Origin of the sequence: Cyclobacterium xiamenense (genome assembly GCF_900109255.1) — a bacterium.
Lineage (GTDB): Bacteria > Bacteroidota > Bacteroidia > Cytophagales > Cyclobacteriaceae > Cyclobacterium > Cyclobacterium xiamenense.
In genome coordinates this window covers 30258-47735 of sequence record NZ_FNZH01000005.1, presented here as the reverse complement: position 1 = coordinate 47735, position 17478 = coordinate 30258, and the positions used below count along the sequence as shown (strand labels likewise).

Sequence of the window (17478 nt, the reverse complement as noted above, 5' to 3'; positions counted from 1 at the left end):
GGTAGTACCGACCAGGAAATCATTCAAAAAAATAGCGCATCAGCTGTTTCAATTACCAAGGTGTATGTATAGTAGTTTGGGCCTATTAAACAGACAGGTAGGAATTAATTTTCTGGCAGCAAACCGAATACCTAATCGTTACAATTACCAATCGCTAACCGATGAAAATTAACGGAAAATTGGCCGTAGTGACAGGTGCTTCACGAGGCATCGGTGCCGCCACGGCCATTTTATTGGCTGAAAAAGGGGCACAAGTGATTCTGGTTGCACGTTCGGAAGGCGACCTGCTACACGTGGCTACACGCATTCGTCAGGCGGGCGGAATCGCTTACATTGTAGCTTCAGACCTGGCGGATGCCGCCTCCACCCGCAGCGCTGCACAAGCGATCCTTCAGAATCATGGGGTTCCCGATCTTTTGGTTAATAATGCCGGAGCTGGACGTTGGCTGTTTGCCGAGGAGACGCCAGAAGGAGAAGAGGATGTTATGATCGCCCTCCCCTACCTGGCTGCCTTTCGCCTGTGCAGGGCCTTTCTGCCTGGCATGCTTTCGCGCCGTAGCGGCATGATCCTCAATGTCAATTCACCGGCATCGCTCATTCCCTGGAGTGGCGCAACGGGATATGCTGCCTCCCGGTGGGCCTTGCGCGGATTTGCCGAGGCGCTACGGGCTGATTTGCATGGTACGGGGATACGCGTATGCGAAGTGATACTGGGTGAAACCAGCTCCAACTACTTTAAGGCCAACCCCGGATCCTACCTGCGCCTGCCAAAACTGGCAAAATTTTTTCCCCTGCTTACTCCCGAGGAGGCGGCTTGGTACATTGTCAAGGCCGTACGGCAAAACCGGAGCACCTATACGGCCCCCTTTCTGCTGGCCGTAAATCGCTTCTTCCTGGGGCTGATGCCCGGTTTGTTCAAGACGATATCCTGGAAAAGCGACTTTCCTCACCCGTAAGGTTGGGATTTCGCCAAAGAAAAACGACTCGTAATTGTAACCTCCCATTCACCAAGCAGGTGCTTTTCAAACAACGGGAAAAATACCTGCCCACGATCCGGCCCAGTCTTTGAATTGCCAGGTATGCAGCGTTGCGGAAAGGATCGCCGCCGATACTAGAGAGCTGCTGTTTAAAAAGTAATTTGTGCACAAGCAAGGAAGCGGACAGGTCCGTCCCAAAAAACCGCTGAACCGGTTGCTGTCCGGGGAAAACGCACTGAAAGATGCCCCGGCAGCCCCTCCATTAAGGTGATCAGAAAGGCATTGCATCGGCTGCCTGACCCCGGATTGCCAGCACCCGCCCCGGCTACTAACGCTTGGCCAAGCCGGTCGTTATAGCCCCGGTTATACGAGTTGGATCTCCACCGCCGATACGGAAGCAGCCGGAAAAGTCCATGTTCCGTCGATAGGTGCCTCCTTTGTTTGTATTTGAAGTGGGTCAGGCTCCCGGGCGATTACTTCAAACTCCGGATCAGCTGCCATCTCGTGCACCTTAATCGAGGCTATCGTTTCCCCTTTTAGGGATAAGGTGGTTTTTACTGGGGAAGTTCGATGCGTATTCACTACGTGCGCAAATAACGTATTTCCTTTTCTACTTGCCGTAACGTCCAGGTAGGCGGGCGTTTGTGTGGTTGCGCAATAGCCGGTACCGCTGTATTTTCTGTAGAGTTTCATCACTTTTGCAACGGGCATCAGGAACGCTTCCCCGTAGGATCTTGGGATAGGAATCATCAGGGCATTGACCTGCCAGCGCGTGCCGCAAAAATCAGCCATGGTCGCGATTTTGAGCAAGTCCCCGTGGCGTTCGTGTAAATTTGCCATGCGCGCATAGGAAACACCGGTGGCCCAGGTGGACATCACCTCGTTTCGGTTTCTACCCGGAAAACTGTAGTGGCACTCGGTCAGGGCCATGGGCATTTGATAGGGCTCCACCTGTTCCCTCATGGCTACTACTTTTTTCTCGTGAAAGGCACAGGCATTCATCAGGTATTCCCAGGTTCGGGCAGGATCTTTCCGGTAATCTACTCCTTTCAAGGGGTTGTCCGGGTCCCTCCCGTAGGGGTTAAACATGTGGTGAAACGCCACGTAATCCAGGTGCTCTCCGGCACGCTCGATCATTTCCCTGGCCCAGAAGGTTTCTTTTCCTTCACCCCACCGTTGCAAACCACCCCAGCCGATCAGTTTGATAGACGGATCGGCCCGAAGCATCTCTTTGCTAAACGCCAGCGTCTTCTGAACGGCTGTCTCCAGGTGAAACCGGTCGTTGGCATAGGAGGTTTCATTGCCGATTTGCCAGAAGGGGATGCGTAAGGGACCCTCTATACCATGAGCCTTTCGTAGCGCATTGTCCGGATTGTTGCAATAGTCCACCCATTCGGCTGCTTCCTGGGCGGTACCCCGCCGATCGCTTCCCATACCGTCAATCGACCATCCGGGACTGCCTTCCGACTCAAAATTCACACACATGAGCGGATCGGCACCCACCTGCCTGCAAAAGTCGACGAACTCCGCCGTGCCTACCTGGTTTGATTCATACCCGCCCCACAGTAGATTTTGCATGGGTACCCGACTGCTTCGCTTACCGACGCCCTCTCGCCAGCGGTAATACGAACTGAAAATACCTCCAAACCGCACCATGCTGGGCGCCAGCTCCCGGGTGGCTTCCAGCACGTCCTCACGCCAGGCGTGTTTACTAAAATCCCATGCGGCCTCCACCGACCCATCGGTGCGGCCCAGGGGTTCCATAAACTGCATGTACAAATAGGGAGACAAGGCAAAGGTAGGCTCGGGATCAATTTCGATGCCCTCTTTTGCCTTAACTACAACAGACCTGGCTCCGGCTGACAGCTCCGGGCTAGCTGCTAATCCTGCTCCGGCAAAAGCAGCGGATTTAATAAAGGTTCTTCGGTTGATACTCATTTTTGAACTAGGGTCGTGTCCGCAAAAAACGGACGGATAGGTTACAAATTCGGCAATAAAGCAACAGCAGTGATGCTTGGACTTGCCAATAGGCGTCGACCCTGTATACCTGCCATCGGTTTAAATTAATAAAAATTCAATGATCCACAAAAAATAAGGAGGAGCAACAGCCCAAACGAAAAAATACCAGGATGCACCTAAGAGCGAAATAAGTCGTGATTACGGATGCAGGCCTGTCGGTTGGAAGCGCTACACGCCTAACCCATGCACCTGCGCGTTGTCCAATTTATTCCGTCGATGTCGCTTGGGGAGCGGTCAACCATTACCGGGACTAAATCCGCGGGCGGACGTAAGGTTTTTAGTAAATGATTCACATTGGTTTGATCATGCGACAAATGTTGGGTACTTTTCTATCGGAAACCAATTCATCCCAAACGATAGTCAACATGAAAACAACGCTTATTCAAAAACTAATGAGAATCCTCCTGGGTGGCCTAATGGTACTGGCGGGACTGGGACATTTGACTTTTCAACGGGAGGAATTCCAGGCCCAGGTTCCGCGATGGTTACCTCAGGATCCGGCGTTTATGGATTTTGTCGTCATATCCTCTGGCATTGTAGAAATATCGCTGGGACTTGCGATGATCTTTTTAACTGGTTATACCTATTACGTGGGGATTGCGTTGGCGGTCTTTTACGTACTTATCTTCCCTGGAAACCTATCTCAGTACAGCAATGGGATCGATGCGTTTGGCTTGGATACCGATCAAAAACGATTGACACGGCTATTTTTCCAACCTGTATTGGTTGTATGGGCCCTTTGGTCCACAGGCGCTTTCAATAAATGGACCCAGAAAAATAGAACCTAAAAAATGTTTTATGATTTCGAAACAGAGCATTTTGCCAGCTTACCTATGGTGTGAGTTTTGTTATGTCGGGTAAAGTTGACGTGAATGAAAAACAGGCGCATCCCCGCTTCACGTTTCTACAATCGGAACCTGGCAGCTTGGTTGGGGATTGCATCAACTGGAATAACAGCGATGAAATCAGATGTACCCTGAATCGGCAGCGAAAGCCAACCACAACCAATTGCTACTCTTATGAAAGCGGTCCAATTTACAACATACGGCAATCCTGAACGAGTGCTTGATGTAAGGGAGGTGGAGAAACCCATTCCCAAAAATCACGAGGTATTGGTAAAAGTACGGGCTACCGCAATAAACGATTACGATTGGAGCCTGGTAAGGGGCAAACCCCACCTGTACCGACTGATGTTTGGGCTGTTTCGACCCAAGGTGAAAATCCCCGGGATGGAATTGGCCGGAATGGTGGATGCAGTCGGATCGGATGTAACAAAATTTACCGTTGGAGAGGCAGTATTTGGAGATATTTCGGAATATGGTTTCGGAACCTTTGCGGAATACATCTGTGTAGACGCAACTGCTTTGATCAAAAAACCAGAGAACCTGAGTTTCGAAGAAGCCACGGCGGTACCTCATGCTTTTTGCCTGGCTTTGCAAGCGCTTCGGGACCTTGGAAAACTTAAAAAAGGGCAAAAAATCCTTATCAACGGCGGTGGAGGAGGGGTAGGATACCTGGCCGTTCAGCTGGCCAAACTGGAAGATTGTGAGGTAACCGGAGTTGACTCGGGAGAAAAACTGGAGCAAATGAAGGCCATCGGATTTGATTTTGTCGTTGATTACGAGAAGACCAATTTCACCAAGAGGGGCGAGACCTACGATTTGATCCTGGATTGCAAAACTAACCAGTACCCCTGGTCCTACTTACGAGCCTTATCCCCGAACGGAAAATACGTTACGATTGGTGGCAAACCGGGCAGCTTGATTCAAATGCTCTTTTTTGGCAAACTCCAGTCCCTATTCTCCTCAAAAAAGCTTCAAATAGTAAGTTTAAAACCCAATAAGGATTTAGACTATTTCCTGGAGCTTTATACCCAGAAGAAAATTCAGGTCCTCATTGACGGGCCTTATTTACTTGAAAATACCCCGAGGCTCCTCCAGTACTTCGGTGAAGGAAAGCACCGGGGAAAAGTGGTGGTCAGGCTGGAGCATATTAAATAGTTGCTGGCAGATTTGCGCTTTTTGGCTGCCCAAAAGTCTCGAAAAACAAGATACTCGATTATTTTTTTACTTTTTTCTTCGTTCAAGTCATATATCGTGGTTGAGAAGACACCAATAGGCAACAATGACAAGAGACCAACTTGAAACACTCGTAAAATCCCTTCATAAGGATGCGTTTCTATGGGCAAGGCAGTGTTGCGGCTTTGATGGGGAAATGGCCCGGGATGTCCTCCAGCATGTCTACCTCAAGATACTGGAAGGAAAGGCAACCTTCCACCACCAATCGGCAGCAAAAACCTGGCTGTTTTCCGTCATCCGGTACACATCTCTGGAATGGATACGAAAAAAACCCGCTGAAAATTCGCTACCGGAGATCATCGAAATAGAAGACCCGGCAGTTGTACAACAGGAACCGGTTTCTCACGAAGCACTTATACAGTTGCTTCTCGAAAGACAAAAGGAGGTACTGCTGTTGGTTTTCTACCACGGCCTTACCCTGGAAAAAGCAGCCCATATCATGCAGGTAGGCCTGGGAACGGCCCGCACACACTATGACCGAGGAAAGAAAAACCTAAAGTGTTTGATATTAAAAGAAAGGGAACATGAAGACAGCAAATGAATTAAAGGATCCGGTGCTTGAAGATTTCTTTGCGGCATACAAAAGGGAGGACCGGCATTTGTCGATTCCGGTATTTCCGGAACGGCGCAAAAAAATTAAAAAGAGGGCGTTTGCTGTTTTAGGGATAGCAGCTTCCCTATTCCTCGCGCTGTTCTATTTTGGAAGGGGAGAGGAAAAAATCTCCCTTGACAGAGACGTAGTGGTTATCTCGTTGGAGAAAAACGAGAATCAGGACCCGACCATCGTGGTGAGATCGACTACTTCCATGGATATATGGGAGTCACCTACTTCTTCTCTATTAACTGAATTTTAACAAAACTCCCAAATAAAATGAAAACTGTATTCGTATTTCTCCTGGTGTTGTGCGCAGAAATCACCCATGCCCAGGACCTGTTTCAAAATCACCTATATAGTGCCGATTTGGTCATGAGCCATCGCGATAAAATCAATCTTACCGACCAACAGGCAACTACCATAAAAGAAATTCATAGCAAAAACGCCGGTGAGTTTAGCACCCTTAAGTGGGATCTGGAAGAAGCGACCTCTACGCTAAATGAATTGATGGACAGGTCAAAAGTAAGCGTCGAAGCAGTTGAAAAGCAAATGGACCGGGTACTCAGCCTGGAAAACCAATTGAAAAAACTGCAGCTTACTACCTTAGTGGCTATAAAAAACGAACTGACTGAGCAGCAGCAGCAACGCCTTAATGGCTTTAAACCGGGAGGCGTCTCCGTGGTTGGATATGGCGCGACCAATATTGCCGGCAAAAACCAAACCGTTCGTATCGTTGACACTAATTCGGGTAAAGAAAAGCCCCTTTTCTTTATAATTGAAGATGGAAAAACGAAAAGAGTCGATGATTTGAACGCCATCTCTCCCGATTCCATCGAAAGTATTGAGGTGCTAAAGGGAGAATCGGCGACAAAGGTATATGGAAAAGACGGGGTTTACGGAGTCGTGGTGATAACGTTGAAAAAATAAATCGTTTCACTTGGATGGTTTCCCCAAAAATCCGGGGTGAAAAAAGGAACGTTAGAATGGTGCATTATTCCTTCCAGATCGACTCAAAACGTATAAAATAGTACCATTTATTTATTACCTTAAAGATACACAAGCCTGGAACCAGGTCCGTTCGAATCATAGAGCGGCGCTGGTTGCAGGTATTAAGACGTTGATAAAATAGTTTAGTTAAATACAGTTAGTTAATCAGCGGCGCCCAAACAAACATAGACCATGGGAAAGCCTACACGAAAAACAAACCCAACCGTAAATGAAGTATTTGCCCGGTATCCGGAAGGCGTTCGGGATAAAATGACTTTTTTAAGGGAATTGGTTATCGAAACGGCCGAAGAAACAGAGGGGGTTGACGAACTGGTGGAAACGTTAAAATGGGGCGAACCTAGTTTCCTGACAAGAAATGGCAGCACCATTCGTATGGATTGGAAATCGGAAGCGCCAGATCAATACTCCCTATATTTTCAATGCACGAGTCGCCTGGTGGATACCTTTCGAATGGTCTTTGACCGTACCTTTCACTACGAGGGAAATCGGGCCATTATATTTGCAATAAACCAGCAAATCCCGGTCCCGGAACTAAAAGAATGCATCAAAGCGGCTTTACGGTACCACAAAGTCAAAGACCAACTGACCTTGGGGATTTGATAGGGCATTCGTTTTTATTGTTACTTTGCCCCTCTACATGGCCTATTTTAATTTAAAACCAATGGATAAAGGGTAGCGTGGTAGCAATTCCCTTCCCTATAAGCAATTTTATTGGTTCCCGCGTTAAAGTAGCCGCTTGTTTGGTGCTATTAATCCGTGTTAGAAGATTGGTCTGCTTTTTATAATCCTGGGCGTCAAAAAATCTTACATTGTACAAGGATTAATTTCAACAAGATGTTTAAACTACTATTCTTAATTCCAATAACTTTTGGCCTGGTTAACCCGATTTTTGCCCAGACCGAACCCAACGAGCGCCCAGTAAAAATAAGTGGGTATTTGGAAACCTATTACGTGTACGATTTTGGCGAGCCCGTGGACCACAACCGGCCCGATTTCCTTTACTCCTTTAACCGGCACAACGAAGTAAATCTAAATTTCGGGTACATTCAGGCCGCCTATGACAACGATCAGGTAAGGGGAAAGTTGGCATTGATGACAGGTACCTATACCAATGCCAATCTTTCGGCCGAACCCGGTGTATTGAAAAATATATTTGAGGCCAACGCTGGAATAAAAATATCCAAAACAAAAAATCTCTGGGTCGATGCCGGCATCTTTGGCTCCCATATTGGCTTTGAAAGCGCCATAGGGGCCACTTGTTGGAACATGACGCGGAGTATTTTGGCAGAAAATTCACCTTACTTTCTCTCCGGGGCGAAAATTTCCTATACCAGTGATAATGAAGCATGGTTTCTAAGTGGGTTACTCCTTAATGGCTGGCAGCGCATACAACGCGTTCCCGGCAACCAAACCCCGGCCTTTGGCCATCAACTTACCTGGACACCCAATGAAAAAGTAACGCTCAACAGCAGTTCCTTTATTGGCAGCGACACGCCGGACAGTACCCGACAGATGCGGTATTTTCACAATTTCTATGGTCAGTTTCAATTCACCGATCAATTTGGTATAATCGCTGGTTTTGATATGGGCACCCAGCAAGTGGAAAAAGGTAGCAACGATTACCATCATTGGTATTCGCCTGTGCTTATAGGGCGATTTACACCTACCGAGAAATTGGCTATTTCCGCCAGGGCCGAGTACTATTCGGATAAAGATGAAGTGATCATTTCCACCGGCAGTGGCTTTCAAACGTTTGGGTATTCTGTAAACGTGGACGTGCAGGTAATGGAAAATGTACTTTGGCGGGTAGAAGGTAGGACCTTTAGTAGTCGAAGCGATGACATTTTCCTGGACAGCCAGCAGGTTCCCACGCAAAGCAATTTCTTTATTGGAACCGCTTTGAGCATCGCGTTTGATTGATTAGAGTTGATGATGGGCAATGGCGACTACCTGAAGCTTTTCAGGTATAAATCAGCGTATTGGCTATACCTACTAAAAGAAACCAAGTAGTTGGCTGGTTTTGAAAAAAATCGCCAATCAACGGATTTCTTCCGGTATTGGGTATGGTCAGGTGCTTAAAAATCGCACCCTTCCGGCAGAAGAATTGAGTGAAAGAGAACGCGCATTGGCCGAACAACGGATAGCCCCAGAAAGGGTTTGATAGCTCCGCGAAACAGTATTTTCATGCTATACAAACGGTTTGCCACCAATCCCCTGTGTTACTTTTTTGTATTCCTGGTAGACGAGAACCAAAACGAGGATGATTTCACCGACAAAATAAGCAATCCCCAACCAGGTTAGTTTTTCACGATGAATAACCAGCAACACGGTAGTTGCCACACAATACGCCAGATTCGCAAAAAGGATCATTCCCAGATAGCGGGAAAAACCCCTTTTTGCCAGCAAGTAGCTGCCCAGTGAAAAAGCCGCAAAGCCCAATGCAACGACCGAAAGTACGTAGACGGTCGCCTTTGGCATACCAAATAGTGGTTCATACCGAGCCACTACCTGAGTTAGCAGGGTGGCCGTCATCAAGGCCCCCACGCCATCCAGCAATAACAAGTTTTTTGCAGAAATTGTCATGACTTCTCTTCTCGTCGGTGAACACACAAAAGTAAAGACCCCGCGTATCTTTACTTTTGACGAATGTCAAAAAATCAGGTCGAATTCCGAATTCTACTCAAGGTCTCCTGCGTTATGCCCAGGTAGGAGGCGATATGTCCGAGGCTCACGTATTGGGTGATCTGGGGGTAGCGGTTTAGCAAATGATCGTACCGCTCCTTTGCCGATAAAAATAACATGCCCTCTAACCGCTCCACCAGGTCCAGGTAAAGCTCCTGCGAAACCTTTCGCGCCAACCGCTCCAGGGAGGGTTTTTTTGCCAAAAAGGACTCCATTTCGCCGTAGTCCATACGCAGCACTTCGCTGTTTTCCAGCGCTTGAATGCTATACCTACTTTTGGTCTGCCGGAGTAAGCTATCCACTGCACCGACCATTCCGTAGCGCATGGCAAAATGAGCCGTAATGTCCTTTCCGTCTTTAAAATAGTACGACCGTAAAATTCCGGACTTCACAATAAATAGGCTATTGCAGGTGGTATTTGACGCGTGAATGATCGCTCCTCGACGGTAACTAACCGAAGTGAGTATCCCGGCAAAAGTGTCCATTACTTGTTTTACTAGCTCTTCCACTTGGTTTTGCTCTCCCAACGATTTCGTTTTTGATTGGGTTTCGTTTGACCCCCGGATCAGAAAATCCGGCAATCAGCAGGACTCCATAAGGCAGCGAGTCCGGTATTTTTGGCTCCTGAGGTATCCATGCGGCAAGAAATGCTACCCAATCGTCAACGCAACATAGAGAATTATCCCAATAAATCGACCGAATACCTTCGGAAAAGTGGGTTTTGACCCCAAACGGATCAGCAGAAGCCCATCGCTACTGGCTCCGATTACCCTACTAATTTCAGGCGTCGGGCGTCATTTAGGCCTCCGGGCAGGGCGCAGCACTGCACGTTTCGTGCCTTGGCTGGGGCCTCGTACCAGTCGAAATAACTTTCGATGTCAAACGTATCGGCTTTTTTACACCCAAGCTTGATTTTAACGGTACCAAAGCTGCCTTTGACCTCGGCCTAGGGTTCCCAGGTTCCTCTGCTGAACGTGAATTGAGCAAGGCTTTTTCATGCCAACGTAATCTCCCTTTCGAAATTCGTATTTTTCTCCATTTTCAGTGCAGGCGGATTCCAGGTTTCCAGGTTTCTCTCGGCCTTTGGCCGGATTTTTCCCATGCCTGGGTTTCAAGAGCTCCTTTCACCCGGTTTCGGAAGCCAACGAAGCCACCTGAATCACCACGTTTCCTTTTTTTCTCCCGGTATCGACGTAGCGATGGGCTTCCACTATCTCTTTTAGGGAATACGTTCGGTCAATAACAGCCCGCATCTTCGCCGATTCGTAGAGGGCTTTGATGGCTGCCAGTTGCGCTTTTGTCTCGGTTGCGTAAGATAAGCTACCGACCGAAACAAAGCGACCTTTCTCCCGCAAAAGGTGCCTGATATCCGATTTTTTCACCACCCCGACTGCGTCGAATACGACATCGTAGGACCCGCCGCATTTGGTGTAATCGACGGTATCGTAAAAGAGGGTGTTCGAAACCCCCAGGCCTTCCATCAATTCCTTGCCGGCACTGCTGCAAACGGCGGTGATGTCTGCCCCGTACGCGTGCGCCAACTGAACAGCTGCTGTGCCAACCGCGCCGGTCGAACCAATAAGTAAGAGCTTGGGCTTTTTAGCAGTTGGCAGGCCAGCCTGTTGAAGAAACCAATGGGCTGTTTGCCCGCCAAAAACAAGCGCAGCCGCTTCCGCAAAGCTTGCCTTTTCGGGCATCCGCGAGACCGGACTGTTTTCGGTGGCGGTGAGGTAGGCTGCATAGGTACCAAAATTGAAACCCGTGCTGCCAAAAACCCGGTCTCCTTTTCTAAATTGCCGGACCTGTGTTCCGACCGCCTCCACTACACCCGCATAGACGGTCCCTAAAATGGGTCTTCGGGGTCGACAAATTCCAAGCACGATCCGCATAAGCGGCGTTAAATAGCCCGGCATGGCCAGGGCGCGCACTTTTACATCGGCACTGTTGACAGCCGTGGCCATCACTTGTATCAATAGCTCGTTTTTCCCGCAGGTGGGTTTGGCTACCTCCACAAGCCGAAGTACTTCCGGACCCCCGTAGTTGCTGCATACAATGGCTTTCATACCCTAAAAATTACATCCAACAGGCAAACCGGGTTCGCCAAATAGAAACCTGGGCCATTGATCGTCCTGCTGCCGGAACCCATCCGGCATTTTCGTAGGATAGAGGCGATGGGTAATCGCAAGGGAGGGTTCGATGAAAAAGCGGTTGTGAAACAACTTTATCTGATAACCCAGGCGGTAGGTGGTAAACAGTTGGAAGCCGTTTCCTATTTTCTGTCCGTTTTCGTCAACAAACCGTTGCCAGGCGTGCATGATATGGACCTCGGCATACAGGCCTTTCCGCCAAAACCGCTGGTACACCAGGGCAAAGCCGTGTCCTCGGATGTATTCGGGAAAGGCGGTGTTGGGATCGCCGTAGGCGCTGTTTGTTGGATGTATACCCAGCGGCCAGGCATATTTCCAGGTTTTTAGTTCCAGGGATAGCACGTCCTGCGCCGTTAGCCGGAAACCAAGGTTAAGTTGGGCAAAATCCGGCGCATTTGTCTGGGCAAAATTGGCCAGCAGCACGAAAATGCCAGCCACGAAGCAGCTCCTTTCCTTTCCGGTGTATTGTACCCAAAGGGTGCAACTAATCGTCATCAGGACGACTACACCCAGCCATCGTTTGTTTGTTTGCATGTCCGCTCCATTTAGGTAAAACGATGGGACAAAAATAGGTGGAGGGCTGGCCCAAATTCCTTCACTTAAGTTAAGAAGGGTGGCTCAATGCTTGCTTTTTTCGACAACTCTCGCCCGTAGGCGGCTCAACGATTGCGGTTGAATCCCCAAAAAACTGGCCAATTGGTACTGGGGAACCCGTTGGATTAAATCGGGTCGTTTTTCCAGGAGATCGAGGTAGCGTTGCTCGGGTGAAGAGGTCTTGAAGGCATCGAAATCCATTTGTTGTTTCACCAACAATTCTTCGGACAAGACCCGGCACATGGTTTCAAACTTGGGGAATTTTTGAAAAATTTCGCCTTCCATGCTCGGGTCGGAAATGGTAAGAATCGTGTCTTCCACGCAGGAAACGGCGTAAGTAGAGGGCTTGCCGTCCAGCACACAGGGAGGGGTCAGGCCTTCCATTTCGGTAAAAAATGCGGTCGTCTTTTCCACTCCCTCTATGGTGTAATGCGTCCGGATACAGCCCTTCAGGACAAAATATCCCTGTTTGGAACGTTGCCCCTCTTCGAGTAAGACCGCTCCCTTTTTTGCCGAGTGAAACAGGTCCAAATCGATCAACGCCTTTTTCTCTTCCTCCGTCAGGGAAATGTATCTGGCGATAAAGTCAAACAGTACGTCTTCCATTTCTTTGTAAACTAACGTGTAAATGCGCGATAGGGGCCGCTACCAGGAACAGCGATCCTGCGTTGCGTCTTCAATGATGGCGTACTTTTCTGACTATTTGTCTTCCGTAGTATTTGGCCATTTAGCCTACCTGGCACCGGCATGTTTCCGTTCAGGTTCGTTTTTTTCTGATGTTTCATCCGGATTCTCTTATTGTCTTGGTTACTTCCCTGGCCATGCACAACAAACCCCAAGGTGGTCAATGATTACAATTGGAGATCAGTAGGACAGCAACTAACCAAATCAACCGCCACAAATTTCCCGCACTCACCGTCACCTAATACTACTAATTTTTTTATGACCAATTACTAAAAATTGGCTTTTTTTATCCCCTACACCCTACTATCGAAAGTAGAACTTCTACTGAGTGACTTTGTGTGACTACCGAAAGCGAATCCAACAGCTGTAAATGCAGCCTGAATTTGCTAACGCCTTCCTTTTCGCAAAAAATGCAATAGCGGTTCGGATGAAAATTGGTTGCTGTAATAGGGTTTGTAGGCCGCAGGTTCCCGGTACGCCGGGTAGGGTTTGTACTGCTTCGCGGATTTGTAAGGCGGGTACCGGGTATACACCTGCGCCCGGCCTTCTCTAAATCCAACCAGGTATCCGTCCCGATCTCTGACCATCCCGTCTTCGTACCAACCCAGGTGGTTCCCGTTAAACCCATACATAGCAAAAGCGTCTCCCTCGGAATCAAGATAGGCCACCGGTGTACCGTCCCACAGGTAAATGGTCCAATCTGCATCGGCTGCGTCAATGTAGGCGATTGCTTCTCCCCCGGAATCGAATAGCGTAATTTCTTGTACCGCCACCGAATGAACGCCAAGCAGTACGGATAAAACGGTCGCACCTATTTTTACTGTTTTCATACGTTTTTATCAGAAAGGGTACTAAAATCCTTATACCCAGCATCGCTTTCCTGTCTGAATGCAGCGGTGTATTCGCTTTCTAGCGGATGAGTAGCTTTTTTACCAGCGAACGGTGGTCCGCGTACCTTACCCGGATCAAATACATACCTGGGGTCATACCGCTCGTGGTTACCCGAATTTCATCCTCATTTCCTAGGCTCGCCCGTCTGATTACCTGGCCCCGTTCATTGCTAATGATTAGGGACTCGGGACTCGCCTCGCTGTTTGCAAACCTGATCCACAAGTAATCGCTTGCCGGATTGGGATACATTAGAAACCCAATGGCTTCCGCTACCGGCGGTGCCTCACAATTGGGTTGCCTGCCGGTTTTTTGGTATACCCGCCCCTGGTCTACGTACCAATATTCCCATACGCCGCCCCTACCCGTCTCCCAATCGGTCAAATCAAAGCTGTTGGCACCTTCGCTTGTTCCTTTTACCGCATACACGCGAAGGGCTTTGCCCCCCCGATTCCAATCCAGCGGTTGTCCGGGAGAACAGTTTTCAGGCAGCACATCCGGCAACTCGCAATTCGTTTGGATAAAATAGGCATTGTCATCGTACGCCGGATGACCACCAAAGACCCGAGCGATACCGCTGGCATCGATGCAAACGGCCGTATATTCATCACAGGCAATTCCCTTTGCCTCGATTCCGTAGTCCATCAGAATGCGGGCTAGGAAAACCAGATGCCTGCCCTTCCGCGTTGGGTTATCGTAATGCGTATCCGTGATGACATCCGATAGGTACGGATTGGAAATAAAAGATAGGGAATCGACGGTCACCTTTCTGTCAAAGGGATTGGATAGCGCTGCTCCGGAAGAAACCGTTCCATTTTCCGCAGAAAAATAAAAGCCTCCCAGGATCGCCATCCCCGCGCTGCTGCCCCCGATCACTACGTTTCGATTGGCGATCGCTTCGTTGATCAGGCGGGCGATGGGGCTAGTCCGCCAATAGGTAATGTATTCCCATTGGTCTCCTCCGGCAAACCAGATCGCCTCTGCTTGCAGAATTTTTTGATGAATGTATGCCTCCTCCGATGCGCCAGGCTGGTGAAAGACAAGGGTCTCAACGGAATTTACGGGCACGCCCAATTCGGAATACAGGTACTGATTGTAGCCATCACTTCCGGAAGTTCTTAGGACCAGCACGTCTCCCCCGTTTGCGCGCTGCAAAAACCAGGTCATCGCCCGATCGTCTTCGGTTGCCCCGCCCATCAAACAGACGCCACCAGCCGGCGCCCTTGTTTCGTCATGGGTATTTCCTGTGAAATAGGAGGTATAGTATTGACCGAACGCGAGCGAACTAACGCCGAGAAAAACAGATACTAAAAAACCAAGTTGCTTCATGTTGCATGCTTCCTGTGACACACCACTTTACCAAAGCCCTCGAATACGCAGCGCCAGTCAAGCGGAGCGAATGGACAATCCTTCTACCACTAATACTACCATTTATTTTTTTAACGGGTACCAAAAAGATACGTTTTCTGTGGTAAAACTTCGTTAACGAACGGATCCCTCGGAGTCGACTTGCTCCTTCCACAACAGTTTGCATCGCAGATACGCCAAATTTACTAAAATAGGGTGCTGCCTCCCCGCCTGCCGCTATGTAGGCGGGTCAATTCCGTTCTGCTGCCGGTTTGGTAATACGTCACTGCATTCGCGTTCCCACGCAATCGGCTTCCCCGAATGGCTATCTCCATTTATTCCCATCTTTCCCCAAGTTGAACTCCTTCCCGGCTACCTTCCGCCTGTCTCCAACGGTCCGGAAATCGAACCGGGATTTTTGCTCGAATCTTTAGATTTTTCGCCTATCTTGTAGGAACTCCGATTGTTTTGCAGCAAACTGCCTTGTATTCGCAACAGGTAAGCTACCGCAGCAACGGTACGGTTCACACCTTGCCCTTACCCGTCCCTGGTAAAAAGGGCGTTCGGATCGAAGAAATCGACGGTAACGTACAGGTGATTGCGGATATGTACGTTTACCTTTGATGTTGACAGCCCCCTGAGAGAACCAACACGATGAAAGCAGCCAGGTTTATTAACTACAGTCCTCCAAAAAAATTCCTGAAGCCACAGCCGTCGATACAGCCGTACCCTCAATTCCAGACTGACCGGGTTGATCACCGAAGTGGGCCACGATCTATTCATACAGGCGGTTACGGAAGGTGCGGTGGAAAACTGGGTGCGTAAATCTATCATTACCTAATTTTCGGGTTTGCTGAACAGTGAGCGAGCCTCCGATACCCAAATATTCAGGCATGGGAATTCTGTCAGTTCGAGGCGGGTTGGAAAAAGGAAACATCCAGTGTAAAGTAGTTTTTTTTTGAGAGATGTGCAGTCCAAAAGCTGCCTTTGCTGCATGGTGCGACCCCTGCTTTCTACTTTGAAAAAGGTACCAGAAAAAAGAATCGATCGCTTTTTTGTTTGAATATTTTTACCTATTTTTGGATGAAAAGCAAAAAAAATACTATTAAAAACAAATTAAAGGATGTGAAAATGCGAAAAGTATTCCTTCTCCACTTGAACATATTATTTGTTGTTTTAGTGGGAACTAGTCAGGGCAAGTCAACTGATCCATTTAAATGTGATACCAATAATCCGGGTCAGATAGGGATGCGAATACCAAGTACCGATGATTTTGGTAGCTCGTTTATACGTAGTAGCGCGAAGGCGCATTTTTCACATTCCCCGGAAACAAATCCCGATGCGCATTGGCCTGAGCATTTCAAACCTAAAAAAGAACCCTTTGAACCCTTGATTCGGGAAAAATCCACTTCCGTTGATCCGTATGCCGGGATTCAGGCCGAGGATTTTTCCAGCCAAAACGGAATTCAGCCCAGCAATGCCGGAGCAGCGGTGGGCTATATCAACGACGGCGACTACATCCGGTTTGATCACGTGGCTTTTGGGCGCGGACCCCTGGCCGGGCAGATCATCGCATCCAGCAATACCGCAGGAGGTACGATCGAATTCAGAACCGGTAGCCCGGAGGGTACCCTCATCGCTACGGCTGAGGTTACGCCTACCGGTGGCTGGAGAACATTTGCACCTTTTGCAATCAGGGTGGTGGACCCGGAAAGCTATTCCGACGGATCCGCGTATCTGGCAGATCAGACCCTATTTCTGGTTTTTAAGGGAGCTTCGGGATACCTCCTCGATGTCGATAGCTTCACGTTCGAGCCTTCGGAGGTGATAGTGGAGGAGCTCAGCTTCATCAATTGCCCTTCGGAACCCTTGCAGGTCGGTGACACCATCGATCTCGATGTCCTTATTTCTCCCGCAAACACCAGCAATCAGTTTGTGGCCTTTGCTTCAAATGATGGCATAAGTGTCGATTACATCACCGGAGAATTCACGGCGACCGCGCCGGGTGAAGTCACGGTGACGGCCACAAGTTTCAGCGATGGTTCGGTTTTCGCGGTTTGTACGATCATCGTTCAGGAAAAATCCACTTCTGTTGATCCGTATGCCGGGATTCAGGCCGAGGATTTTTCCAGCCAAAACGGAATTCAGCCCAGCAATGCCGGGGCAGCAGTGGGATATATCAACGACGGCGACTACATCCGGTTTGACCACGTGGCTTTTGGGCGCGGCCCCTTGGCCGGGCAGATCATCGCATCCAGCAATACCGCAGGAGGTACAGTCGAATTCAGAACCGGTAGCCCGGAGGGTACCCTCATCGCTACGGCTGAGGTTAGGCCTACCGGTGGCTGGAGAACTTTTGCACCTTTTGCGATCAGGGTGGTGGACCCGGAAAGCTACGCCGACGGATCCGTGTTTCTGGGCGATCAAACCCTGTTCCTGGTTTTTAAGGGAGCTTCGGG

The 17478-nt window shown here is 49.0% G+C and carries 18 protein-coding genes; 10 read left to right on the top strand and 8 right to left on the bottom strand.

Annotated elements, in window-relative coordinates; translation table 11 throughout:
* Positions 1-161: 161 nt before the first annotated feature.
* Positions 162-956, top strand: coding sequence for an SDR family NAD(P)-dependent oxidoreductase (locus BMW71_RS16030; protein ID WP_092176240.1), 795 nt, complete (start codon positions 162-164; stop codon positions 954-956).
* Positions 957-1340: 384 nt separating this feature from the next.
* On the opposite strand, the gene BMW71_RS16025 is transcribed toward BMW71_RS16030, so the two are convergent.
* A complete protein-coding gene (locus tag BMW71_RS16025) occupies positions 1341-2915 on the bottom strand; it encodes an alpha-L-arabinofuranosidase C-terminal domain-containing protein (RefSeq protein ID WP_092176237.1) in 1575 nt (524 codons plus the stop codon).
* 446 nt (positions 2916-3361) lie between these two features.
* On the opposite strand from BMW71_RS16025, the gene BMW71_RS16020 reads away from it, so the two are divergent.
* The 7 genes from BMW71_RS16020 (at position 3362) to BMW71_RS15990 (ending at position 8597) form a co-directional block, all read left to right on the top strand.
* Complete coding sequence (locus tag BMW71_RS16020; RefSeq protein WP_092176845.1) at positions 3362-3784, top strand: DoxX family protein; 423 nt, start codon at positions 3362-3364, stop codon at positions 3782-3784.
* A gap of 231 nt (positions 3785-4015) precedes the next feature.
* On the top strand, positions 4016-4996 hold the full coding sequence (locus BMW71_RS16015; protein ID WP_092176236.1) for an NAD(P)-dependent alcohol dehydrogenase: 981 nt from the start codon (positions 4016-4018) through the stop codon (positions 4994-4996).
* A gap of 124 nt (positions 4997-5120) precedes the next feature.
* Positions 5121-5615, top strand: a complete 495-nt coding sequence (locus BMW71_RS16010; protein ID WP_092176233.1) for an RNA polymerase sigma factor — start codon at positions 5121-5123, stop codon at positions 5613-5615.
* A complete protein-coding gene (locus BMW71_RS16005; RefSeq protein ID WP_092176230.1) occupies positions 5599-5928 on the top strand; it encodes a hypothetical protein in 330 nt (109 codons plus the stop codon). The genes BMW71_RS16010 and BMW71_RS16005 overlap by 17 nt, the downstream gene beginning before the upstream one ends.
* A gap of 17 nt (positions 5929-5945) precedes the next feature.
* The gene (locus BMW71_RS16000; RefSeq protein WP_092176227.1) at positions 5946-6596 is read left to right on the top strand and encodes a Spy/CpxP family protein refolding chaperone; all 651 of its coding nucleotides are present in this window, start codon (positions 5946-5948) and stop codon (positions 6594-6596) included.
* Positions 6597-6848: 252 nt separating this feature from the next.
* Positions 6849-7277: a DUF1801 domain-containing protein gene (locus tag BMW71_RS15995; RefSeq protein WP_092176225.1), complete on the top strand. Its 429-nt coding sequence runs from the start codon at positions 6849-6851 to the stop codon at positions 7275-7277.
* A 234-nt stretch (positions 7278-7511) separates the two neighbouring features.
* On the top strand, positions 7512-8597 hold the full coding sequence (locus BMW71_RS15990; protein WP_092176222.1) for a porin: 1086 nt from the start codon (positions 7512-7514) through the stop codon (positions 8595-8597).
* A 267-nt stretch (positions 8598-8864) separates the two neighbouring features.
* Here BMW71_RS15990 and BMW71_RS15985 read toward each other — a convergent pair whose 3' ends face one another.
* The 7 genes from BMW71_RS15985 to BMW71_RS15950 all read right to left on the bottom strand — a co-directional run bounded on the left by BMW71_RS15985 (position 8865) and on the right by BMW71_RS15950 (position 15001).
* Positions 8865-9260 carry a hypothetical protein gene (locus BMW71_RS15985; protein WP_092176220.1) on the bottom strand — a complete coding sequence of 132 codons (396 nt, stop codon included), beginning with the start codon at positions 9258-9260 and terminating at the stop codon, positions 8865-8867.
* 74 nt (positions 9261-9334) lie between these two features.
* Positions 9335-9868 carry a Crp/Fnr family transcriptional regulator gene (locus tag BMW71_RS15980; RefSeq protein ID WP_143057647.1) on the bottom strand — a complete coding sequence of 178 codons (534 nt, stop codon included), beginning with the start codon at positions 9866-9868 and terminating at the stop codon, positions 9335-9337.
* Positions 9869-10483: 615 nt separating this feature from the next.
* On the bottom strand, positions 10484-11422 hold the full coding sequence (locus tag BMW71_RS15970) for an NAD(P)-dependent alcohol dehydrogenase (RefSeq protein WP_092176212.1): 939 nt from the start codon (positions 11420-11422) through the stop codon (positions 10484-10486).
* 3 nt (positions 11423-11425) lie between these two features.
* A complete protein-coding gene (locus BMW71_RS15965; RefSeq protein WP_092176209.1) occupies positions 11426-12040 on the bottom strand; it encodes a hypothetical protein in 615 nt (204 codons plus the stop codon).
* Between the two features lie 84 nt (positions 12041-12124).
* The gene (locus BMW71_RS15960; RefSeq protein WP_092176207.1) at positions 12125-12706 is read right to left on the bottom strand and encodes a Crp/Fnr family transcriptional regulator; all 582 of its coding nucleotides are present in this window, start codon (positions 12704-12706) and stop codon (positions 12125-12127) included.
* Positions 12707-13170: 464 nt separating this feature from the next.
* Positions 13171-13614: a 4-fold beta flower protein gene (locus BMW71_RS15955; protein ID WP_092176205.1), complete on the bottom strand. Its 444-nt coding sequence runs from the start codon at positions 13612-13614 to the stop codon at positions 13171-13173.
* 79 nt (positions 13615-13693) lie between these two features.
* Positions 13694-15001, bottom strand: coding sequence for a T9SS type A sorting domain-containing protein (locus BMW71_RS15950; protein WP_092176203.1), 1308 nt, complete (start codon positions 14999-15001; stop codon positions 13694-13696).
* A 486-nt stretch (positions 15002-15487) separates the two neighbouring features.
* Between BMW71_RS15950 and BMW71_RS23740 the strand changes: the two genes are divergently transcribed.
* Together BMW71_RS23740 and BMW71_RS15945 are read left to right on the top strand one after the other, a co-directional pair.
* Positions 15488-15643 (top strand): hypothetical protein, encoded by a 156-nt coding sequence (locus tag BMW71_RS23740; protein ID WP_177179674.1) that lies wholly within the window; start codon positions 15488-15490, stop codon positions 15641-15643.
* A 624-nt stretch (positions 15644-16267) separates the two neighbouring features.
* On the top strand, positions 16268-17478 hold a 1211-nt coding region (locus BMW71_RS15945; RefSeq protein WP_177179673.1), incomplete at its 3' end, for a carbohydrate-binding protein.